The 21,354-nt window shown below is 67.0% G+C and carries 22 protein-coding genes; 12 read left to right on the top strand and 10 right to left on the bottom strand.

All coding sequences use genetic code 11. The features are described from left to right. Positions 1–189: 189 nt before the first annotated feature. Positions 190–2,148, bottom strand: a complete 1,959-nt coding sequence (gene acs / locus PSEK12I1_RS0118490) for an acetate--CoA ligase (protein WP_027602536.1) — start codon at positions 2,146–2,148, stop codon at positions 190–192. A gap of 162 nt (positions 2,149–2,310) precedes the next feature. Here acs and PSEK12I1_RS0118485 point away from each other — a divergent pair, with 162 nt between their 5' ends. Further along, the gene (locus PSEK12I1_RS0118485) at positions 2,311–2,661 is read left to right on the top strand and encodes a 4a-hydroxytetrahydrobiopterin dehydratase (protein ID WP_007159581.1); all 351 of its coding nucleotides are present in this window, start codon (positions 2,311–2,313) and stop codon (positions 2,659–2,661) included. Positions 2,662–2,723: 62 nt separating this feature from the next. On the opposite strand, the gene PSEK12I1_RS0118480 is transcribed toward PSEK12I1_RS0118485, so the two are convergent. Beyond that, on the bottom strand, positions 2,724–3,137 hold the full coding sequence (locus PSEK12I1_RS0118480) for a VOC family protein (RefSeq protein WP_027602535.1): 414 nt from the start codon (positions 3,135–3,137) through the stop codon (positions 2,724–2,726). 125 nt (positions 3,138–3,262) lie between these two features. On the opposite strand from PSEK12I1_RS0118480, the gene PSEK12I1_RS0118475 reads away from it, so the two are divergent. Next, positions 3,263–3,487: a hypothetical protein gene (locus PSEK12I1_RS0118475; protein WP_007159583.1), complete on the top strand. Its 225-nt coding sequence runs from the start codon at positions 3,263–3,265 to the stop codon at positions 3,485–3,487. Positions 3,488–3,489: 2 nt separating this feature from the next. Beyond that, complete coding sequence (locus PSEK12I1_RS0118470; protein WP_027602534.1) at positions 3,490–3,942, top strand: GNAT family N-acetyltransferase; 453 nt, start codon at positions 3,490–3,492, stop codon at positions 3,940–3,942. On the opposite strand, the gene PSEK12I1_RS0118465 is transcribed toward PSEK12I1_RS0118470, so the two are convergent. Continuing rightward, positions 3,939–4,151 carry a DUF3820 family protein gene (locus tag PSEK12I1_RS0118465; protein WP_027602533.1) on the bottom strand — a complete coding sequence of 71 codons (213 nt, stop codon included), beginning with the start codon at positions 4,149–4,151 and terminating at the stop codon, positions 3,939–3,941. The two genes, PSEK12I1_RS0118470 and PSEK12I1_RS0118465, sit on opposite strands and share 4 nt — an antisense overlap. 122 nt (positions 4,152–4,273) lie before the next feature. Between PSEK12I1_RS0118465 and PSEK12I1_RS0118460 the strand changes: the two genes are divergently transcribed. Then, positions 4,274–5,080 carry an SDR family oxidoreductase gene (locus PSEK12I1_RS0118460; RefSeq protein ID WP_027602532.1) on the top strand — a complete coding sequence of 269 codons (807 nt, stop codon included), beginning with the start codon at positions 4,274–4,276 and terminating at the stop codon, positions 5,078–5,080. A 56-nt stretch (positions 5,081–5,136) separates the two neighbouring features. Here PSEK12I1_RS0118460 and PSEK12I1_RS0118455 read toward each other — a convergent pair whose 3' ends face one another. After that, entirely contained in the window at positions 5,137–5,328 is a 192-nt protein-coding gene (locus PSEK12I1_RS0118455; protein ID WP_007159587.1) for a hypothetical protein, read from the bottom strand. A gap of 252 nt (positions 5,329–5,580) precedes the next feature. Between PSEK12I1_RS0118455 and PSEK12I1_RS0118445 the strand changes: the two genes are divergently transcribed. The 3 genes from PSEK12I1_RS0118445 (at position 5,581) to PSEK12I1_RS0118435 (ending at position 7,044) form a co-directional block, all read left to right on the top strand. Continuing rightward, the gene (locus PSEK12I1_RS0118445) at positions 5,581–5,856 is read left to right on the top strand and encodes a BrnT family toxin (RefSeq protein ID WP_027602531.1); all 276 of its coding nucleotides are present in this window, start codon (positions 5,581–5,583) and stop codon (positions 5,854–5,856) included. Further along, positions 5,834–6,106 (top strand): BrnA antitoxin family protein, encoded by a 273-nt coding sequence (locus tag PSEK12I1_RS0118440; RefSeq protein ID WP_027597134.1) that lies wholly within the window; start codon positions 5,834–5,836, stop codon positions 6,104–6,106. The genes PSEK12I1_RS0118445 and PSEK12I1_RS0118440 overlap by 23 nt, the downstream gene beginning before the upstream one ends. A gap of 233 nt (positions 6,107–6,339) precedes the next feature. Continuing rightward, complete coding sequence (locus PSEK12I1_RS0118435; protein ID WP_027602530.1) at positions 6,340–7,044, top strand: aspartate/glutamate racemase family protein; 705 nt, start codon at positions 6,340–6,342, stop codon at positions 7,042–7,044. On the opposite strand, the gene PSEK12I1_RS0118430 is transcribed toward PSEK12I1_RS0118435, so the two are convergent. Both PSEK12I1_RS0118430 and PSEK12I1_RS0118425 read right to left on the bottom strand, forming a co-directional pair. Beyond that, on the bottom strand, positions 7,041–8,345 hold the full coding sequence (locus PSEK12I1_RS0118430) for a leucine-rich repeat-containing protein kinase family protein (RefSeq protein ID WP_027602529.1): 1,305 nt from the start codon (positions 8,343–8,345) through the stop codon (positions 7,041–7,043). The two genes, PSEK12I1_RS0118435 and PSEK12I1_RS0118430, sit on opposite strands and share 4 nt — an antisense overlap. A gap of 74 nt (positions 8,346–8,419) precedes the next feature. Then, on the bottom strand, positions 8,420–9,097 hold the full coding sequence (locus PSEK12I1_RS0118425) for a haloacid dehalogenase type II (RefSeq protein WP_027602528.1): 678 nt from the start codon (positions 9,095–9,097) through the stop codon (positions 8,420–8,422). Positions 9,098–9,331: 234 nt separating this feature from the next. On the opposite strand from PSEK12I1_RS0118425, the gene PSEK12I1_RS0118420 reads away from it, so the two are divergent. From PSEK12I1_RS0118420 to PSEK12I1_RS0118405, 4 genes are all read left to right on the top strand, one after another. Then, positions 9,332–11,089 carry a bifunctional diguanylate cyclase/phosphodiesterase gene (locus tag PSEK12I1_RS0118420; RefSeq protein ID WP_027602527.1) on the top strand — a complete coding sequence of 586 codons (1,758 nt, stop codon included), beginning with the start codon at positions 9,332–9,334 and terminating at the stop codon, positions 11,087–11,089. An 83-nt stretch (positions 11,090–11,172) separates the two neighbouring features. Further along, entirely contained in the window at positions 11,173–12,426 is a 1,254-nt protein-coding gene (locus tag PSEK12I1_RS0118415) for an EAL domain-containing protein (protein ID WP_027602526.1), read from the top strand. Positions 12,427–12,547: 121 nt separating this feature from the next. Further along, positions 12,548–13,795: a diguanylate cyclase domain-containing protein gene (locus tag PSEK12I1_RS0118410; protein ID WP_027602525.1), complete on the top strand. Its 1,248-nt coding sequence runs from the start codon at positions 12,548–12,550 to the stop codon at positions 13,793–13,795. A 117-nt stretch (positions 13,796–13,912) separates the two neighbouring features. Then, a complete protein-coding gene (locus PSEK12I1_RS0118405) occupies positions 13,913–14,992 on the top strand; it encodes an SMP-30/gluconolactonase/LRE family protein (RefSeq protein ID WP_037007200.1) in 1,080 nt (359 codons plus the stop codon). Positions 14,993–14,995: 3 nt separating this feature from the next. On the opposite strand, the gene PSEK12I1_RS0118400 is transcribed toward PSEK12I1_RS0118405, so the two are convergent. Beyond that, positions 14,996–15,349, bottom strand: coding sequence for a hypothetical protein (locus tag PSEK12I1_RS0118400; RefSeq protein ID WP_007159597.1), 354 nt, complete (start codon positions 15,347–15,349; stop codon positions 14,996–14,998). A 140-nt stretch (positions 15,350–15,489) separates the two neighbouring features. Further along, the gene (locus PSEK12I1_RS0118395; protein ID WP_371099746.1) at positions 15,490–16,593 is read right to left on the bottom strand and encodes a DUF1615 domain-containing protein; all 1,104 of its coding nucleotides are present in this window, start codon (positions 16,591–16,593) and stop codon (positions 15,490–15,492) included. Between the two features lie 221 nt (positions 16,594–16,814). Between PSEK12I1_RS0118395 and PSEK12I1_RS0118390 the strand changes: the two genes are divergently transcribed. Continuing rightward, positions 16,815–18,026, top strand: a complete 1,212-nt coding sequence (locus PSEK12I1_RS0118390; protein WP_027602523.1) for a YeeE/YedE family protein — start codon at positions 16,815–16,817, stop codon at positions 18,024–18,026. Here the strand turns inward: PSEK12I1_RS0118390 and PSEK12I1_RS0118385 are convergent. Both PSEK12I1_RS0118385 and PSEK12I1_RS0118380 read right to left on the bottom strand, forming a co-directional pair. Then, a complete protein-coding gene (locus PSEK12I1_RS0118385; RefSeq protein ID WP_027597144.1) occupies positions 18,023–19,294 on the bottom strand; it encodes a hypothetical protein in 1,272 nt (423 codons plus the stop codon). The genes PSEK12I1_RS0118390 and PSEK12I1_RS0118385 overlap by 4 nt on opposite strands. A 37-nt stretch (positions 19,295–19,331) precedes the next feature. After that, positions 19,332–20,909: a hypothetical protein gene (locus PSEK12I1_RS0118380; RefSeq protein ID WP_027602522.1), complete on the bottom strand. Its 1,578-nt coding sequence runs from the start codon at positions 20,907–20,909 to the stop codon at positions 19,332–19,334. Positions 20,910–21,354 lie beyond the last annotated feature (445 nt).

The following is a 21,354-nucleotide window of genomic DNA, read 5'->3' as shown; positions in this document are numbered from 1 at the left end:
GAGCGCTGCCCCTGTCCCGGCCTTTGCCCGGGGTAGCGGACCGGTGTGCCCTCCGGTCCGCTGGCTGGCGCGATTCTAGCGCCAGCGCAACGGCCAGGGCTTTTACCCTGGCGACAACTCCTTACAGGACCGCCAAAAACAAACCGCCCGCTACCGGGACGATAGCGGGCGGTTGGCGAAGCCGTCGAATCAGGCGACGGCCTGGCTCATCTGCTGGTGGGTGCCGACCAGGTGCTGCACCACGCCCGGATCGGCCAGGGTGGAGATGTCGCCAAGGGCGTCGTATTCACCCACGGCGATCTTGCGCAGGATCCGCCGCATGATCTTGCCGGAGCGGGTCTTGGGCAGCCCCGGCGCCCACTGGATGACATCGGGCGTGGCGATCGGGCCGATCTCCTTGCGCACCCACTGCTTGAGCTCCTGGCGCAGGGCTTCGTTGCCCTCCTCGCCCTGGTTGAGGGTCACGTAGACATAGATGCCCTGGCCCTTGAGGTCATGGGGCATGCCCACCACCGCGGCCTCGGCCACCTTGGGATGGGCCACCAGGGCGCTCTCGATCTCGGCGGTGCCCATGCGGTGGCCGGAGACGTTGAGCACGTCGTCGACGCGCCCGGTGATCCAGTAGTAGCCGTCTTCGTCGCGGCGGGCGCCGTCACCGGTGAAGTACATGCCCTTGAAGGTCTTGAAATAGGTGTCGACGAAGCGGTCGTGGTCGCCATAGATGGAGCGCGACTGGCCCGGCCAGGAATCGAGGATCACCAGGTTGCCTTCCACGGCGCCGTCGAGCAGGTTGCCTTCGTTGTCCACCAGCGCCGGCTGGATGCCAAAGAACGGACGGGTCGCCGAACCGGGTTTCTGACCGATGGCGCCGGGCAGCGGGCTGATGAGGATGCCGCCGGTCTCGGTCTGCCACCAGGTGTCGACGATGGGGCAGCGCTCCTGGCCCACGGTCTTGTAGTACCAGTGCCAGGCCTCGGGGTTGATCGGCTCGCCCACCGAACCGAGCAGGCGCAGGCTGCTGCCATCGACGCCGCGCATGGCCGCGTCGCCCTGGGCCATCATGGCGCGGATGGCGGTGGGCGCGGTGTAGAGGACGTTGACCTGGTGCTTGTCCACCACCTGGCCCATGCGGGTGACGTCCGGGTAGTTGGGCACGCCCTCGAACAGCAGGGTGGTGGCGCCATTGGCCAGGGGGCCGTAGACGATGTAGCTGTGGCCGGTGATCCAGCCGACGTCGGCGGTGCACCAGTAGACCTCGCCCGGGCGATAGTCGAAGACCCGCTCGTGGGTCAGGGCGGCATAGGTCAGGTAGCCACCGGTGGTGTGCAGGATGCCCTTGGGCTTGCCGGTGGAACCGGAGGTATAGAGGATGAACAGCGGCGCCTCGGCGGACATCTCCTTGGGCTCGCAGTGTTCCGGGGCCACCGAAGTGATGTCCTCGTACCAGACGTCGCGGTGACGATGCCAGGCGATGTCGGCGCCGGTGCGCTTGCAGACGATCACCTTGCGCACCGAATAGGTGGCCGGATTGGTCAGGGCCTCGTCGACGTTGGCCTTGAGCGGGATCTTGCGGCCACCGCGCACGCCTTCGTCGGCGGTGATCACCAGCTTGGACTGGCAGTCGCTGATGCGGCCGGCCAGGGATTCGGGAGAGAAGCCGCCGAACACCACCGAGTGCACCGCGCCGATACGGGCGCAGGCCAGCATGGCCACCACGGCCTCGGGGATCATCGGCATGTAGATGGTCACCACGTCGCCGCGGTGGATGTCCTGGCCGCGCAGCGCGTTGGCCAGCTGGCAGACCTCGCGATGCAGCTCGCGGTAGGTGATGTGGCGGCTGTCGGCCGGATCGTCGCCTTCCCAGATGATGGCGGTCTGGTCGCCGCGGGTTTCCAGGTGGCGATCCAGGCAGTTGTAGGAGGCGTTCAGGGTGCCATCGGCGAACCACTGGATGTCGACGCGATGATCGTCGAAGGAGGTCTGCTTGACCCGGCTGAAGGGCTTGATCCAGTCCAGGCGCTGGGCCTGCTCGCGCCAGAAGCCATCGGGGTTGAGGATGGACTGCTGGTACAGCCGGCGATAGGTGACTTCATCGGTCAGGGTCTGGGAAGCGACTTCCGCGCGGACCGGGTAGAAAGCGGCACTCATGGGACGATCTCCTCGGCGGGAAACTGTTGTTCTTGTTGTGTTCCGTTGTACGGCGCGCACCGGTTTCGGACCATTCGACCATGGTCGGACGGGACGCCGGGAGCTGACCGGCGGGTCTGTTACCCTGCCCTTTCGTGACTTTCTTTCCCCAAGGAGCGCCCCATGGCCGATCTCGCCCACTCCCATTGCGTCCCCTGCCGCTCCAGCGAGCCTGCCCTGAGCGAGGCCGCCAGCAACGAATTGCTCAAGGCCGTCCCGGGGTGGACGCTGGTCGAGCGCGAAGGAATTCCACGGCTGGAACGCCGCTATGCCTTCGGCAACTTTCTGGAAGCGCTGGACTTCACCAACCGCGTCGGCCGCGAGGCGCAGGATGAGGATCACCACCCGGCCCTGCTCACCGAATGGGGCGCGGTGACGGTGAGCTGGTGGACCCACAACATCGGCGGCCTACACCGCAACGACTTCATCATGGCCGCCCGTACCGATGCGGTCGCCCTGGCGGCCAACGTCTGAGCGCCGGAATACCGGAGCGCCGGGGCGCCGGATCGCCGGCCGCCGGATTGCCGGGCCACACGCTAGTCGCAGGCGGCGGCGAGTTCCTCGGCATGCACGAAGCACAGCTTGTTGCCTTCCGGATCCCGGCAGTAGGCGGCGTAGAAGTCCGCGCCATAGTCCGGCCGGATGCCGGGAGCGCCCTCGTCATTGCCGCCCAGTTGCAGGGCGCGGTGCCAGGCCGCCTCGACGGCCGCCGGCGACGGCGCGGCGAAGCTCACCTGGACGCCATTGCCCCAGGAGGCCGGCAGGCCATTGAAGGGCAGCTGTACATAGAATTGCGGCCACGCTCGCCCCGGGCGCTGCCAGCCACACCCGGGCGGGCCACCATCGTCTTCGGCCGGCATCCGCACCAGACCGAGCTCGTGCAACACGCCGTCGTAAAAATCGATCAGGCGCTCCAGATCACGCGCGCCTACCTGTACATGGCTGAACATGGGCTCTCTCCCGCTTGCCAGGGGCCATCAGGCCACGTTAGACCAGTCCGCTGCGGCTGCCTATCGGCTCGACAAGCCCGGTCCGGGCGGTTAGCGTGGCGGCCTTTGCCTGTGACGACATAGCCATGAATCTGCGCACCCTCCCCCGCCTGACCAAGATCGGTCTGGTCTTCTTCATCCTCGGCCTGCTGGGCGTGGCCTTCGCCCTCTATGGCCTCTACCAGGGTCCGCGTCCCTCCGAACCCGGCGCCATGCGCAGCCTGCTGTTCGCGGCAGGCTTGCAGCTGACCGGCTACGTGCTGCTCAACCGCAATCGCTTCCGCATGCTGTCCGGCCGGCGCAAGGACTGACCATGACCCTCCAGTGGAGCTGCCGCGCCGCACCGGCGCTGACCACCGCCGAGCTTTATGCCGCCCTGGTGCTGCGCGCCCGGGTCTTCGTGGTGGAGCAGCAGTGCATCTATCCCGACGCCGATGGCCTGGACCTGGCGGAAGACGTCTGGCACCTGTTCGGCTGGCGCGACGACCAGTTGCACGCCTACCTGCGCCTGCTCGGCGCGGTACGCGAGGAAGTGGTGATCGGCCGGGTGATCGTCGCCCCCGAGGGCCGCGGCAGCGGCCTGGGGCATCTGCTGCTGGCGGAAGCCCTGCGCGTCTGCGCCGAGCGCTGGCCCGGGCGCCCGCTGTTCCTCTCCGCCCAGGCCCATTTGCAGGCCTACTATGGCCGCTATGGCTTCACGCCCTGCTCAGCGGTCTATGACGAAGACGGCATTGCCCATATCGACATGCGTCGCCTGGCGGACTAACGGCAGCGCAGCGGATCGAGCAGCGGCTTGAGGCCGTTGTGGTCGATCTCCTGCATCAGCGCCAGCAAGCGGCCCAGCTCGCCAGGCGGAAAGCCGCTGCGGGCGAACCAGTTGAGGTAGTGGCCCGGCAGGTCGGCCAGCAGGCGGCCGGCGTACTTGCCATAGGGCATGGTCCAGGTCACCAGGGCTTCCAGATCCGCGGGTTGCATCTCTTGTCTCCTCTACACGGCCTGGCGATTATGCCATGCCCTCAGGGGCCAACCGTCGGCCGCGGGGAGCGCCAGCCGTCCGCGACGATCCCAGCTACACCAGGTCTGCAGAGGATTTCAGCATGAGCAACGTTTCCCGGCCGCTGGCCGCCGTCACCGGTGCCTCCAGCGGCATCGGCTTCGAACTGGCCAAGCAACTGGCCCGCCATGGCCATGATCTGCTGCTGGTCTCCCGCGGCGACGGGCTGGACGCCGCCGAGCGCGAATTGCGTGCCCTGGGGGTCAAGGTCTGGAGCCATGCGGCCGACCTGCGCACCGCCGTGGGAGTGGAAGAGACCTTTAGATTCCTGCGTCGCCAGGGCCGCCCGCTGGACGTCGTGGTGCTCAACGCCGGGGTCGGCCTGGGCGGCGCCTTCGTCGGCCAGACGCGCCTGGAAGACGAGATGGCATTGATCCAGCTCAATGTGATGGCCACCGTGCACCTGGCCAAGCTGGTGTTGCCGGAGATGGTCGCCGCCGGCCGCGGCCGGGTGCTCTTCACCTCCTCCATCTCGGCCACCGCGCCGATTCCCTTCGAGGCCGTCTATGGCGCCTCCAAGGCCTTCATCAACTCCTTCGCCTTCGCCCTGCGCAACGAGCTGAAGGACAGCGGCGTGACCCTGACGGTGCTCATGCCCGGCCAGACCGACACCAATTTCTTCCACCGCGCCGGCGAAGACGACACCAGCGTCGGCGCCGGGCCCAAGCACGATCCGGTGCAGGTGGCCGCCCAGGGTTATGCCGCCCTGATGCAGGGCCTCGACCATGTCTATGGCGGCGGTCCCGAGGTCCAGCACGAGGGCGAGGTGCTCAATCGGGTGGAAAGCGAGGCTCAGAAGGCCGAACGGCACCGCGCCTGGTCGGAGCCGGGATCGGCGGAAAAGGACTAGCTGCGCTTACGCCAGGCGAGGTGTCAGGCCCCTGCCTGACGTCCGCCCGACAGCCTCTAGTTGACCGGCGTGGCCCCGGGCGTGCCGCACTTGGCGAACTTGCCCTTGGCATCCTTGCATTGCACCGCCTTGGTCTTGGTCGTGTCGCATTTGACGAACTTGCCGTGGGCATCCCGGCATGGCGCCGCCTGGACGCTGGCGGATGCGAAAAGGGTCAGGGCTAGCGCGGCGAACAGTGCTTTGAGCATGACGATCACCTCCAGGGCCGGGAGTGGCTTCTCGAAGCGTAGCTTGCATGCCAGGGCGCTGCCACCGGCGCTAGCTAGCGACACAAAAGCTCGTATCCAGGCACTGGAGGGAAGACCGTCAGGGTTGCTCGACGCGTGTCGAGGCCGCTCCCCAACGCTCGTTGACGTCATCCGCAGGCTGCCTCATCTTCCGCAGGCTCGTATGGACGAGAAAGTCTTGCCGCCCCCAATTAATGTACATACGATAAATCCATGGACATCACCTTCGACCCGGCCAAGAACGCCCTCAACATCGCTGCTCGCGGATTGAGCTTCGAAGGGGTTGCCAACTTCGATTTCGAAACGGCGCTGATCTGGGTCGACGACCGCAGGATCTATCCGGAAGTACGGTATTCGGCCCTGGGCCTGATTGCGGGCCGAGTGCATGCCGTGGTGTTCACCGAAACCGCTACCGGCATTCGGGTCATCAGCTTCCGCAAGGCAAACAATCGCGAGGTAAAACGCTATGAGCAAGCCACTCAACCCTGAATTGATCGACGCGGAAAACCCTGAGTGGACCGACGAGAAGGTCGAGCAATCGGTGCGTATCGGTGCGTTGCCGGTGACCTTGCAAGCCAAGCTGCGTCGCGGCCGACCCCAAGCGAGCGTCACCAAGGAGCGCATCACCATTCGGCTTTCCCCGGACGTTGTCGACGCCTTCCGCGCGACGGGTTCAGGCTGGCAAACCCGCATGGATGCCGCGCTCAAGGACTGGCTGAAAACGCATTCGCCGTCCTGATCGTGCTCCGCCTTGCCCTGACACTGGGCGTCCATCTCCAAGCTGGATAAATCAGGAGTCGCGCTCTCCAGACCTGCCGCTAGAGGCCTAGGGCAGCATCCGCCGATTCCCCTCGACGTTCTTGCGGCCGACCAGGCTGCTCACTGTACCGCCCGATCTCTGCCTCACTGATCCTCGCGCACCGCGGGAACAGGCGCCAAGATGCCCATTCGCCAATCACCATGGAAAAGACCATGCGCACCCTGGGCCTGCTGGGCGGCATGAGCTGGGAGAGTTCGGCTCACTACTATCGCATCCTCAACGAAGAGGTCCGGCGGCGACTGGGTGGCAGTCATTCGGCGGCCTGCCTGCTGCTGTCGGTGGACTTCGCCGAGATCGCTGCCCTGCAGCACGCCGGCGACTGGGCGACGCTGGGTCTACGTCTGCAGGCGCATGCGCGACAACTGGCGGCCGGCGGTGCCGAGGCATTGGTGCTCTGTACCAACACCATGCATTGCCTGGCGGCGGAGATCGAGGCGGCCACGGCCCTGCCGCTGTTGCACATCGCCGATCCCACCGGGGCGGCGATCCAGGCGAAGGGCCTGCGGACCGTCGGCCTGCTGGGCACCGCCTTCACCATGGAGCAGGCCTTCTATCGCGAGCGGCTGACGGCGCGCTTCGGCCTGGAGGTGCTGGTGCCTGAAGCGGACGCGCGCCAGACCGTGCACCGGATCATCTATGAAGAGCTGGTGCGCGGCGAGGTACGCATGGAATCTCGGGCGGCCTATCGAGCGATCATCGCCGAACTGGTCGCCCGGGGCGCCGAGGGCATCGTGCTCGGCTGCACCGAGATCATGCTGCTGGTGGACCAGAGCGACAGCGCGGTGCCGCTGTTCGACACCACGCGACTGCACGCCCTGGCCGCCGTGGACTGGGCCCTGGACGAGCCCCGGGACTAACCCTGCAGTCGCTGCGCCACCTCGGCCAGCAGCGGACGGGCATCGAGCGCGGGCTGCTGGCACTCCGCGGCCAGGGCCGCCAGTGCCGGATCGACCGGCTCGCTGCACCGCGCCAGCCACTCCTCCAGCAGGATGCCGAAGGCGCGACTCTCGAAGCGTTGCAGGCGCGCCGCCTGAATCTCGTCCTCGGGCAGCAGCGAGGCACCGCCAAAATCCCCCAGCAGGCAGCGGGCGCCACCGTCCCAGAGGATGTTGTGGGCATAGAAATCACCGTGGACCAGGCCGTGCCCGTGCAGGTGCGCCAGGGCACTGGCCATGCCGCCAGCCATGCTGCGCACGGCGCTGGCGGTGAAGCGGGTGTCCTCGGGATAGACGTCGCGGCTGCAGGTGGTGAAGCTGGGCGGACCGGCCAGGTTGCCGAAGGCCGGCTCCACCAGCTCCAGCACCAGGCCGCTGCGCTGCTCGGGATGCTCGGCCAGGTCACCGAGAGCACCGATCAGCCAGGGATGGGTGCCGGCGCTGAGGCTGGCGGCGCTTTCGCTTTCCGGGGTGCCATCGCTGGTCATGCTGCCCTTGAACAGCTTGACGGCAACCTCGCGCGACCCGGTGGGCGATTGCCAGCGCGCCTGATGGATGATGCCGGAGGCGCCCTCCCCCAGCCGCTCGCCAAGCTGCAGATCACCCCAGGCGATGCGCTGCTGGCGGGCGGCCTGAGCTCGCACCGCGCGCTCGCGCTCGGCGCCCAGGGGATTGTCGCCATAAGCCAGCCAGGTCAGCCGTGGCAACTCCAGGATGGCCGGCGGCAGCGCGGCGAAGCGATTCGCCGACAGCCGCAGCAGTTCCAGCTGGTGCAGGTCGGCCATGGACGCCGGCAGATGCTGCAAGCGGTTACCGGCCAGCATCAGCTTTTGCAGGGCGGGCCGTTCGCCCAGGGCGGCGGGCACCTCGGCGATGCGGTTGTCGGTAAGGATCAGCCAGCGCAGGCGTGGCGGCAGGGCCGCGGCGCCTACCCGCTCCAGCTGGCAGGCCTTGAAGCCGATCATCTCCAGCCTGGGCAGCGTGCCCAGCACCTCGGGCAGTTCAGTGAAGGGATTGCCCGAGCAGAAGAGAATGCGCAGCTGGTGCAGCCGACCCAGGTCGGCGGGCAAGCGGGTCAGCCGATTGCCCGACAGGTCGAGGATTTCCAGGCTGTCGGCCAGGCTAAAGATCTCTTCGGGAAATTCGGTCAGGTCGGCGCGCAGGGTCAGGCGCGTGGCCCCGGCCAGTTCGCCGGCACGCAGCCGGGCAAGGGTATCCGTCATGGGAAAGCGACTCTCACTGTCTGGAAAAACCGGCACCCGCCGGTGATGGCGCGGACGTTAGCACGCCGGGGCAACTAGCCGCGGCCCTCGTGCGCCAGAATGCGCGCCACTGCCTCTTGCAGCGTGCCGGCGGTCACCTGGGGCGGCGCCAGGGGATTGGCCACCTGGTCGGGACGCCGCTGCAGCAGGGCACCCTTGAACCCGGCGGCCTGGGCGCCGGCGATGTCCCAGGCATGGACGGCGATCAGCCACAGGTCTTCGGCGGGTTGACCCAGGCTGCTGGCGGCCTGGCGATAGGTGGCCGTAACCGGCTTGCTGGCGTCGGCGTCCTCGGCCGAGAGGATATCGGCGAAGGCGTCGCTCAGGCCGGCGTATTCCAGCTGCGCCCGGGTCGCGGCGCGCGCATTGTTGGAAAAGGCGATGCAGCGCACGCCCTGTGCCCGGGCGAAATCGAGGCCCGCGCGGACATCGGCATGGGCGGGCAGCCGTTTGAGGGCGTCCGCGACGCGCTGCCGGTCGGCGGCGGTGAGCGTTCGCCCGAACCGTGCGCCGATCATCTCCAGCGCCGCCTGACCCTGGGTCTCGAAGGGGGCGTGCCGGCCACAGAGCTCGGCGCTCATGGCGTTCTGCAAGGTCTGGGCGAACCATAGCGTGCGGCTCTGAGGGTCACCGAACAGCTCGGTGAACAGGCAATCCAGCGCGGACAGGTCCAGCACGGTCTCGTTGATGTCGAACAGGCAGGTCAGGGTCATGGTCGCTACTCGGCAGGGGATATCCCTTCGACCAGGGCTCGCGATTGACGTGCAGCCGCGCTAAGGTTCCAGACTGGCAGGCGAGACGAAACGGCTAAAGTCTTATGATTTCTCGCCGATACTTCCGCAGACCTGCCTCTCGTTTGCTGCACTCGCCTGGCTCGGGTCGCGGCAGTTCTTCCAGGATGGGCTTGTTGCTCAAGCAAGGCTCATCGATATTCCCGAGATAGCCTGATGGCCGATTCACTGAAGTACGAAGATGACCGCCTCAACGCCCTGCACGCCCTGGAGTTGCTCGATTCGGCGCCGGCGGAGGAATTCGATCGCCTCTGCGAGCTGGTCGCCAGCAGCTTCAATGTGCCGACCGCGCTGATCAGCCTGGTGGATCGCGATCGCCAGTGGTTCAAGGCCCGCGTCGGCTTCGACCTGGCGCAGATGCCCATCGAGGACGCCTTCTGCGCCCACACCATCCAGGCCGAGGATGGCCGGATGGAGATCAACGATGCCTGCTGCGATACCCGCTTCAGCCATAACCCCCTGGTGGTCCGCGCCCCCCATGTGCGCTTCTATGCCGGCTCGACCCTGGTCACCGAGGGCGGCTATGCCATCGGTAGTCTGTGCATCCTCGACAGCCAGCCGCGCGAACTGACGGCCGCGGAACGCAAGCGCCTGGACGATTTCGCCGCCCAGGTCATGAAGCTCATCGCCCTGCGCCAGCACCTGCGCCGCCGTGATCCGGTCAGCGGCCTGCCCAATCGCCAGCAGTTCCAGGCCGATGTCGCCCAGCTGGCCGAACTCCAGCCCGACGAGGGGCGCCTGCTGGTGCTGGTGGATCCCCTGGAGACCCACTGGAAGGAGCAACTGATTCTGGCCCAGGGCATGTGGCCCTTCGAGACCTTCCTGCGCAGCCTGGCCTTGCGCCTGTGCGACGCCCTGAGCGAGCGGGCCAAGGTCTATCACGTGGACACCAAGAGATTCGCCTTCCTGCTGCCGGAGGACTGCGATTATCAGCCGCTGCTCGACGCGCTCATCGCCCAGTTGCGGATGCCGGTCCAGGCCGACCGCATTCCCATCGATCCGCCGGTCAAGGCCGGTGTGGTGCCCTTCCTGCTCGACGCGGGCGAAGTCCGCGACCTGCTGCGCAAGGCCATGGTGGCGGTCGATCAGGCGGCGCTGAGCAGTCGTCACTGGGTGGTCTACGAACGCCCCCGGGACGAGGCCTTCCAGCGGATCTTCCAGCTGGTCCGGCAGATTCCCGAAGGCCTCGAACGCGGCGACTTCAGCCTGGCCTTCCAGCCACGCCTGGCCCTGCCCGGACGTCGACTGTGCAGCGCCGAAGCCCTGTTGCGCTGGACCCATCCGCAACTCGGTCCCATCGCGCCCGGCGACTTCATTCCGGCGATCGAGAAGACCGCGCTGATCCACAGCGTCACCCGCTGGGTGATCCGTACCGCCATCGGCCAGCTGGCGCACTGGGACACTAGCTATCAGGGGCGACTGTCGCTCAACCTGTCGCCACGGGATTTCGACGAAGGCGATCTGGTCGAGTTGTTGCGCGAGACCTGCCAGCGCCAGGGTGTCGATCCGCGGCGGCTGGAAGTGGAGATCACCGAAGGCGAATGGCTCAGACGCAATCCCGAGGCCATCGCCCAGCTGCATGCCCTGCGCGAGCTGGGCCTGGAGATCGCCATCGACGACTTCGGCAGTGGCTACAGCAACTTCGCCTATCTCTACGAATTGCCGGTCACCAGCGTCAAGCTCGACCGCTCGCTGATCCATGACCTGCCCGAGGATCCACGCAAGCAGGAGGTCGTCAGGGCACTGCTGGCGCTGATCGGCAAGCTCGGCTATCGCAGTGTCGCCGAGGGCATAGAGACGCCCGAGGTGCTGGCCTTCCTGCAGGAAGCCGGCTGCGACGAGGTCCAGGGCTATCTGCTGGCCCGGCCCATGGCCCTGCCCGCTTTCGAGGCCTGGTACGCCGAACGGGGTTAAGCCGAATGGATGAGGTCATTTGACTGACAAATTCATTCCAGGCTCTACACTGGTTCAGGTCGTAGTTTCCCGGGAGTGAGGACATGAGGGAATCAGGTACCGAGTTGTTGGAGGTGGTTGGCCTGGATACCGGCAACCTGAGCAGCCAGGGCTGCATCGACAAGGTGCTGCACGCGCTGCGCATCCACCTGGACATGGACGTGGCCTTTCTTGCCGAATTTCGCCAGCAGGATCGGGTCTTTCGCAACGTCGATGCGGCGCCCGATGCGCCGCTCAAGGCCGGCGATGCCCTGCCGCTCAGCCAGGGCTATTGTCAGCAGGTGGTGACCGGCCACCTGCCCGAACTCATCCCCGACACCCGCGCCGTCGGCGCTACCCGGCTGATCCCGGAAACCCGCAGCGTGCCCATCGGCGCTCACGTCAGCGTGCCGGTGCGGCTCAGCGATGGCGAACTCTATGGCACCTTCTGCTGCTTCAAGTACCAGCCCGATCCGACCCTGAGTCCCCGTGACCTGGAGTTGGTGCGGACCTTTGCCGAACTGGTGGCCGATCGCCTCAGCCTGGACGTCTCCAGTCGCCGCGGCCAGGTGGAGATGCGCGAGCGCATCCAGGGCGCGGTGGCCGCCCACCAGCCGAGCATCGTCTACCAGCCGATCTATCACCTGACGGATCTGCGCATCGCCGGCTGGGAATCCCTGTCGCGCTTCCACTGCCCGCCGCAGCGCAGCCCGGACCTGTGGTTTTCCGAAGCCAGCGCCGTCGGTCTCGGCGACGAACTGGAAGAAAGCGCCATGCGCTTCGCCCTGCAGGGACTGCAGAGTCTGCCCGACGACAGCTACCTGACCATGAACTGTTCGCCGCAGACCATCCTGGGCGGGCGCCTGCCAGCGCTGCTGGCCGGCAATCCTCCCGGACGCCTGGTGCTGGAGATCACCGAACATGCCGAGGTCGACGACTACGACGCCCTGCATGCCCAGCTGCAACCGCTGCGGGCCCAGGGCGTGCGCCTGGCCATCGACGATGCCGGCGCCGGCTATTCGAGTCTGAGACACATCCTTCGACTGCGGCCGGACATGATCAAGCTGGACATGAGCCTGGTGCGCGACATCGATCGCGACGCCGAACGGCGGGCGCTGGCCTCGGCGATCATCGCCTTCGCCCGCGAGACCCACAAGGAGGTGATCGCCGAGGGGGTGGAAACCCTCGCCGAGCTGGAAGCGCTCAAGGCGCTGCAGGTGGACAAGGTGCAGGGCAACCTGCTGAGTCGCCCGCTGCCGCGCGACGACGCCCTGCGCCTGCCCCGGCAGCGCCAGCTGGAAGGCCAGGCGGACCGCTGAACCGGGAAGGATCGGCGGCCATTCAAGTCGTCGATCCTTTGGCCGATACGCCTAGGCGAATGATCCCTTCCTCTGACGCCAGAACTATTCTCGGCCGATCTTTGCCCTGCAGGAGTTACCGGTGCGCTCCATCCTGGTCATCGAAGACAGCCCCATGGTCCTCAAGATTCTGGCGCACCTCTTTCGTCAGCAGCGTGACTTCGAGCCGGTATTCTGCGCCACCCTGGCCGAAGCCGAGCTGATGCTGGAAACCTCGGCCAATCTGTTCTTTGCCGCCCTGGTGGACCTCAACCTGCCCGATGCGCCCAATGGCGAAAGCGTCGATCTGGTGCTGCGCTATCGTCTGCCCTGCATCGTCCTCAGCGGTTCCTACGACGAGCGCCGGCGCGACGACCTGCTCACCAAGGGCGTGGTCGACTATGTGCTCAAGGAAAGCCAGTACTCCTACGAATTCGCCTTTCGCCTGCTGCGGCGGCTGGACAGCAATACCGCGGTCAAGATCCTCATCGCCGAGGACTCCGACGCCACCCGCAACTACATCCGCCATGTGCTGACGCCCCACCGCTACCAGTTGCTGGACGCCTGCGACGGCAACGAGGCCCTGCGCCTGCTGCAGGAGCAGCCGGACATCGACCTGCTGGTGGTGGACCACAGCATGCCCGGCCTCAGCGGCTTCGAACTGGTGCAGATGTTGCGGCAGAAGCTGCGCCGCCACGACCTCAGCATCATCGGCCTGTCGGCCGACGAAAAGGGTTCGCTCAGCGCCAAGTTCATCAAGCAGGGGGCCGACGACTTCCTGCGCAAGCCCTTCTGCCCCGAGGAGCTCAATTGCCGCGTGGTCTCGACTCTGGAACGGCGGGATCTCATGCGCGCCCTCACCCACGCCGCCCAGTACGATTCCCTCACCGGGCTGCGCAACAGGCGCGCCTTTCAGGATCAGGCCCAGGAGCTGTTCCGCCAGGCCGAACGCGAGGGCCACGCCCTGAGCGTGGCCATGCTCGACCTGGATCACTTCAAGCGCATCAACGACGAACACGGCCATGCCAGCGGTGACAGTGCCCTGGTGGTCTTCGCCCAGGCCTTGGCCCGGACCCTGCCCCAGGATCTCACCGGTCGCCTGGGTGGCGAGGAATTCGCCCTGGTCAGCCGGATGCCACCGGAGCAGCTGCTGCAGGCGCTGGACCTGCTGCGCCGCTACTGCCACGCCCAGAGCTATGCCCCCGGCGCCCCGCCGCTGTCGTTCAGCGCCGGCGTCTTCAGCGGCCTCGCCGACGACCTCGAAGGCTTTCTCCACGAAGCCGACCGGCGCCTCTATCAGGCCAAACGCCAGGGCCGCGGTCGGACCTGCCTGGTGCTCGAGGCCGACTAGGCCCGTGCCCCGGTTGGCGCCATCCATCACAAGACATATGATGTCATACGATTGACCTGCCGATGCAGGTTGATCCGCATTGCCTCGTCTGAACAATAACAATCAAGGACCTGCACCATGCATGACTCCCTCCCGGGCCTCGCCCGGCCATTGTCACGTCGCCAGTTGCTCCAGAGCGGCCTGGTCTGCGGCGCCGCCCTCGCCCTGCCCGGTCTCGCCCGCGCCGGGGAACCCCTGAGCCAACGCTATCCCGATCCGCTGATCGAGATCCTCGACGACCGCTTCCTCGAGCTGCGGCTGTTCAACGCCAGTGTCGAACGCCTGGCCACCGGCCTGCGCTGGGCCGAAGGCCCGGTGTGGATCGGCGATGGCAACTACCTGCTGATGAGCGACATCCCCAACAACCGCATCGTACGCTGGGATGAGGTCAGCGGCCGGCTGGACACCTACCGCGCCCAGTCGAATTTCGCCAACGGCCTGACCCGTGATCGCCAGGGTCGGCTGATCGCCTGTGAAGGCTCCACCACTCACGGCCTCGGGCGGCGGGTCACCCGCACCGAGCACGATGGGCGTATCACGGTGCTGGCCGATAGCTTCGACGGCAAGCCGTTCAATTCGCCCAATGACGTGGTGGTCAAGCGTGACGGCTCCATCTGGTTCAGCGACCCGCCGTTCCAGGCCAACAGCGACTACGAGGGTCATAGGGTCAAGACCGAGCAACCCGATGGGGTCTATCGCATCGACGGCGAGAGCCTGGCGGTGACCCGGGTGATCGGTGATCTCAACGGCCCCAACGGCCTGGCCTTCTCGCCGGACGAAAAGCTGCTCTACGTGGTCGAGGGCCGCGCCAAGCCCAATCGCCTGGTGTGGGCCTATACGGTCAGGGACGACGGCAGCCTGGGCGAGCGCCACAAGCACATCGAGGCGCTGGAATACGGCGCCCTGGACGGCATCAAGTGCGACGTGGCGGGCAATCTCTGGTGCGGCTGGGGCAGCAGTGGCGCGCCGGCGGCCAAGCCCGAGGCGCTCGATGGCGTGCGGGTCTTCGATCCCAGCGGCAAGGCGCTGGGGCACATCCACCTGCCGGAACGCTGCCCCAACCTCTGCTTTGGCGGCCCGGAAGGCAACCGCCTGTTCATGGCCGGTTCCCACTCGCTGTACAGCCTCTACGTCAAGATCCGCGGTGCCGGCCTCTAGCGGCTAGCGGGACTCGGGCGGCGACTGCTCGGCCAGGACGGTCAGGGAGTCGAGCACGCTGTCCAGGGCATAGGCCGCTTCGAAGCGCGCCAGATTCTGGGTGAGGTCGGCCAGGCTGGTGGTGATCCCCAGCCAGTTGCCCAGGCCGATCTGGCGCGCCGCTTCCGGCAGCGAACAACCGCCATCGCGGCGTTCCAGCCAGGCCAGCACCAGTTCCGGCGGGGTATCGGCTTCGAGGCCCAGGGTGCGCAGCAGTCGCAGGGCCTTGGCTTGTTCGCGGGGTGGCAGCCGATGGCGGGCCGTGGGAGTGGGCTGGTCGACGATCAGCGTCAACCGGGAGCCGGGGGTATCGGTCATCTGGACCTCTAGGGACTACACCAGAACCGTACGGCGCGAGGCCGCTTCATCGCCCCATGTTAGGCGAATAGTCTGGCCAATTGCCATCCCCGGGCCCGACCCTCGTCACCTGGAAAACGCCGTTCGGCCCCCTGCTCCCCTCAGCGCGCGGCGCGGCCCCGGCAGCGCTGCCAGCGTTCCTCAACCCGCTGGGCGAACCAGGCGGTGGTGAGGGTGCGGGTGATCTTGGGACTTTCCAGGGTGATGCCCGGCAGGATGGCGCGCGGCAGGCTGCGACCGGCCTTGCGCTCGGCCAGGGCATAGACCTTGGCATAGAGATCGGTCTTGGCGAAGTCCTCGGACTCCCCCGCCTCCAAGTCGTGGCGGATGGCGATGTCGCTCATGCCCAGGGCCGGCGCCAGGCGATTGACCGCCCGCTCGGTCTCGCCCTGGGTCCGCGAACCGGGCACCACCAGATCGCCGTCCAGCGCCAGCTTCATCCCCGTGGCCCGGCTTACCGCGCTCTGGAAGGCGGCATTGCGACTGGCGTACCAGCCGGCGTTGAAATCGGCGAAGCGATACAGCGGCGTGGCATAGTCCGCGGGATAGCCCAGCAGGTGCGCGGTGCCGAAATAGAGACCGCCCCGCCGGCTGAACACCTCATGGCGGATGGAACCCTCGCGCTCATAGGGATAGCCGCGGGCATGAGCCTCGGCGAAGTCGATGCTGACCTGCATGGGGCCGCCGGTGCGCACCGGATTGAAGCGCCCGAACAGCTGGCCTCCCAGGGGCACCATGGCGATGAAGTCCTCGAAGATCAGACTCAGCTCGCGCTCGGTTCGGGCACTGTCCAGGCGCTGGGCGTAGGTCTTGCCGGTGGGCGACCTGAGGTTGAGCGCGGTGCGCACCAGCAGTTGAGGCACATAGGCCCGCGCCGCACGCCTGTCGATCTCTTCCCGGGCGATCCGCCCCAGTCCCGGCACCGGCGGATCGACCTGGTAGGTGGATTCCTGCTCCGCCACCGCCAGCACGGCGCAGAGGTTGTCCGTGGAGGGCTCGAGGCCCTGGGCGCTGAAGGCGGTCTGGATATCGCTGGCCCAGCCCTGCCGATCCGCCACGCTGGCCGGCAGCAACCGCAGGAGCTCGGCGCGCACCTCGGCCGGCGAACGGGTCGGACCCTGGGAGCTGGGCGTCAGGCTGCAACCGGCCAACACCAGGGCAGCGGCCAGGGCGGTCCAGCCGCGCAATCGCGACAGGGTGGGCAAGGCGGGAACAGACGGCACGGCAGCGGCGGACACGGCGACTCCAAGGGATTCCTTTGGCCGCTTTGACCACGCCCTCGGCCAAACGGCTGCCCTGAACGCTAGATAACTTCTGGCTATATCGATGTAACCCTTTCATTGAACCAGAGCTGCCGGGTGGCTGGGATTCCCGGGCAAGTCCTACTAAAATGGTCGGACTTTAGTTCGAAACTACCGGAACCATGATGCAGCAGACCTCTATCCTTTCCTCTCCTCGCCTGCCCTGGGCGGCCCTGTGGGCGACCTGCCTGCTCGCCCTGGGCATGGTCTTTCTAGGCCAGGCCGTGGGCGGCCGTCAGGCGCTCCTGCTGCTGCTCGTCGGCGCCCTCGGCCTGACCCTCTACCACGCCGCCTTCGGCTTCACCTCGGCCTGGCGGGTGTTCATCCTCGACCGCCGCGGCGCCGGCCTGCGCGCCCAGATGGTGATGCTGGCCCTGGCGGTGCTGCTGTTCTTTCCCGCCCTGGGCGCCGGCAGCCTGTTCGGCGAGGCGGTGCGCGGCAACGTCTCGCCGCTGTCCACCTCGGTGGTGGTCGGCGCCTTCCTGTTCGGCATCGGCATGCAACTGGGCGGTGGCTGCGCCTCCGGCACCCTGTTCACCGCCGGCGGCGGCAATGCGCGGATGCTGGTGACCCTGCTGTTCTTCGTCATCGGTTCGCTGATCGCCACCCAGCACCTGGGCTGGTGGTTCGCCCTGCCCAGTCTGCCGCCGACCTCCCTGGTAACCAGCCTGGGCGTGCTGCCCGGCATCCTGGTCAGCCTGGCGGCCTTCGCCCTGATCGCCGGGGTCTCGGTGGTACTGGAGCGCCGTCGCCACGGCTCGCTGGAAGTCACGGTGCCCGGTGAACACCAGGGCGCGGCGCGCCTGCTGCGCGGCAGCTGGCCGCTGGTCTGGGGCGCCATCGCCCTGGCCATACTGAACTTCGTCACCCTGGCCCTGGCCGGTCGCCCCTGGGGCGTCACCTCGGCCTTCGCCCTCTGGGGCGCCAAGGGTGCCGGTCTGCTCGGGCTGGACGTCTCCGGCTGGGCCTTCTGGCAGCAACCGGCCAATGCCCGGGCGCTGGCCGAGCCCTTCTGGTTCGACGTCACCAGCGTGATGAATCTCGGCATCATGCTGGGCGCCCTGGCCGCCGCGGGCCTTGCCGGGCGCTTCGCCCCCAGCCTGCGCATTCCCGCGCGGTCGCTGGTGGCGGCGGTGCTTGGCGGCCTGCTGCTGGGCTACGGCGCGCGGCTGGCCTATGGCTGCAACATCGGCGCCTACTTCAGCGGCATCGCCTCGGGCAGCCTGCACGGCTGGCTGTGGCTGGTGGCCGCCTTCTTCGGCAACAGCCTGGGCGTGCGCCTGCGCCCCTTCTTCTTTCCCGGCGAACGCCGCGTCGAACGCCTGACCGGCTGCTAGACCGGCAGGACCTGGCGACCGGGCGGCAGCGCTCCCGGTCGCTCCGGCAGGCTGATCACTCCGTACTGGGGCGCGCCGTGGTAGGTCTTCAGCGCCTGCATGACGAAGAGCAGGGCCGCGGTGCCCTGGTATTCGAACAGTCCCTGCAGCGGCCAGATGGTCATGAAGGCGAGGAATACCGCCAGGGTGAATTCCAGGTCGCGGCTCAGCTTGCGCGCCACCAGGTAGTGGACCGCCAGGCCGATGGGAATCACCAGGATCGACAGGAAGCCGAAGCGGAACACGGTGCCGAAGATGCCGACGTCGGAAAGGAAGAAGTAGTCGCCGAAGATCGGCTTGAAGCCGTCGTTCCACATCAGGCTGAGGCTGCCGCTGGGCAGGCCGTTGTACAGCTGCAGGTGGTTGATGATCTGGGAAATGGTGTTTTCCCGGACGTTGTCGGTGGGGCCTTCCTGCACCGAGCGCGCATAGAAATCCAGGTTGAAGCCGAGGGTTTCCAGGAGGTGCGGATAGAGGATCAGCGGCGCGATGATGATGGCGCCGAACAGCGCCGGGCCGACCAGGCGCGCGCGCAGGGCGAGGATGGTGAACACCAGGCAGACCACGATCAGCTGGCGAGTCTGCAACACCACCACGATGGTCGCCAGAAAGAACAGCGCCAGCAGGCCGTGCCTCAGCTTGGGCCGCAACTGGCCGTCGATGAAGGAACGCCCGCGACCGGCGAAGTAGATGCAGATGAAGTAGCCGAAGAAGATGGCGCCTGCCCCCGTGGAGGCCCGTCCGGGACGGCTGAGGTCCTTCACCTCCTCGCGCAGGTCCGGCAGCATCTTGAAGTAGGACAGCCAGCACAGCAGCGCCGAGAGCAGCCCGACCAGGATGATCAGATTCTCGAACTGCACGGCATTCAGCCGCTTCGCCAGGTAGAGCACCAGGAAGGCGCTGAAGCAGTAGAGCACCCGCCGCTCCTCGATGAGGCCGTAGACCAGCGGCTGGCCCCAGAACAGCTGGGCGAACACCGCCGGCAGGCCGACGAACACCGCCGTGGAAAACAGGCAGAAGCCCATCAGCAGCCGATAGTCGCGCTGCGGCCGATGCCAGGTGCTCAGGGTGAAGAGCGCGAAGAAACCCAGGCAGATCGCCAGGTACAGCTCGCCCACGTAGCGGATGCCCACCGGATTGGTCGGACTCTGTTCGAAGACGCCGAACTGCAGGACCATCAGGCCACCCAGGGCCAGAAAACTCAGTCGATTGATCAGCGTACCCGGCATACCCGGTTTCCTCGCAGCACGTTCATGGATGGGGCGTTCATTGCAGGCGCCAGTCACCCTCGACCTTGGCGTAGGTCAGTTGGCGACCGTCCGCCAGACTCAGGCGGGCGCGGGTGTATTCGGGCAGGTCGACGCGGAAATCCCGGCCTTCCAGATAGAGTCCGCCACAGGCCCCCGGCTCGCCGTGGTAGTCCAGCGGCTGGCGCTGCAATTCGTGGATGCTGCGGTGGAACAGCAGGTTGGCGTAGCCGCGCACCGTCATGTCGGTGGAGATGAGGGTGCAGTCCAGCGCGACCTGGCCTTTCACCAGCCCGACCAGGGCCTGGTTCTGCCGGTCGATGGCGCCCCAGCCGGCATAGCCGGCGAGGTCCTGGCGATAGGTCTGGCCGTTCTGCAGGGCCGCGGCCACCAGCACCACGGCGAGCACGGCGCGCCCCGGGGTCTTCAGGGCCAGAAAGGCCAGGCCGAGCAGCAGCGCGGCGGGAAAGATGAACTTGAGGCGATCGAAGGAAAACTGGGTGGCATGCTGCAGCAGCAGCAGATTTTCCAGCAGCGGCACGCTGGCGGCGACCAGCAGCAGCGCGGTGCTGCGCGGCCAGTTCAGGCTCTTGCGCTTCCAGACCAGTACCCCCAGGGCGATGGCCACCGCGGCCAGGAACAGGCCGAAGGACAGTCCGTAGCCAGCGAAGAAATCAGTCAGGTGGGCATTGTTCGGACTGCGGGCGAGAAAGCGCCGGGCAAAGGCCTTGAGCGTCGGCAACAGGCCCGCCGCCAGGCTGTAGTGCAGCAGCACCAGTAATCCGGCCAGCGCCGTGGCGAAGGCCAGGCGCCAGGCCATCCGCTGGCCTTCCGGCAATTGCCGGCGCTGCAGCCAGAACAGCGCGACCAGCCCGCCGCCGAAGACGTAGCCGGTCCATTCGGTCAGGGCGCCGAAGCAGACCAGGCCGGCCAGCAGCCAGCCCAGCCGCTGGCGCTGGCCGGCAGGCGCCTGCAGGTAGTGGAAGAGCGTCAGCAGACTGGCCAGCAGCAGCACCTGGTAGAAACTCTGCACCCAGTAGAGCAGGCCCTGGGACAGCAGCGCCTCGCGGCTGAACACTGCGATCAGGCAGCCCAGCACCGCGCTCGTGGCGGCCAGGCCGCGGCTGGCGCCGTGACTGCGCAGCACCAGGTAGAGCAGGCGGAACAGCAGCAGCGCCGTGAGGGCGCCGAGGGCGGCGTTGAACAGCGCGAGGCTGTGCAGCGAAGGCGTCAGCCCCGCGGCCTTGAGGCCGAGATAGGGCGCAAGGAAGCCGTAGCTGCTGAAGCTGGTGTAGACGTAGTCGCCACTGTGGGTGGGGATGGTCGCGCCCCAGGACACCTGCTTGTCGTGACTGCCGCCCAGGGTCACCGTGGGCAGCCACCAGTGGCGGGTCACGCCGGATTCGTCCAGGGCATTGAGACTGAGCAGGACGTGATAGCTGGCTTCGAGATTCTGCGCCCCGGTGCCGTCGCGAAAATCCGGCAGGCGCCAGAGCAGCGCCAGCAGCAACAGCAGACCGACCACCAGACCGCCCAGCCAGAACGGCCACCGTCCCACCCGGACCCCGGGATGGGTAACGTCAGATACCACGCTCATTGTCCTGTCTCCTGACAGCCATGCAGTCGAGAACGCCGTCCAGGGCAGTGAAGAACCAGGCGCCATCCTCCGCAGGCCTGGTACAACCGGTGCAAGACCGCCCACGCAGGCCAAGAGGCGCGTGGGCGGGTAACCGGGCTTCAACCGCTGACTACATTCAAGAAGCCGTCAGGAACACGCCGGTGCCAGGGGGCCGCGGCGTTTGCATTTGCTACCTGGGGTGCCTTCGCCAGCAAGGGCACGGGCACGAGCGACTCCGGAACACCAGGCGCTGGCCATGGCTTGTCGTCCGGAGACACGACAGGTCGCGAAGAAGACTGCCTTAGCACCTTGACGCTGCCAAGCGGGCATCCGTCGCGTTCTGCACGGAGTGTCACATTTTTGGCTTTTGCTTTCGCTTAGAGTCGACGCAGCACTCCAGCCGACAAGGCGCGGATCCCCGATC

Origin of the sequence: Pseudomonas sp. MOIL14HWK12:I1, assembly GCF_000510705.1 — a bacterium.
GTDB classification, from domain to species: domain Bacteria; phylum Pseudomonadota; class Gammaproteobacteria; order Pseudomonadales; family Pseudomonadaceae; genus Chryseomonas; species Chryseomonas oryzihabitans.
The sequence above is the reverse complement of the archived record's forward strand: the minus strand, read 5'-3'. Positions and strand labels throughout refer to the sequence as shown.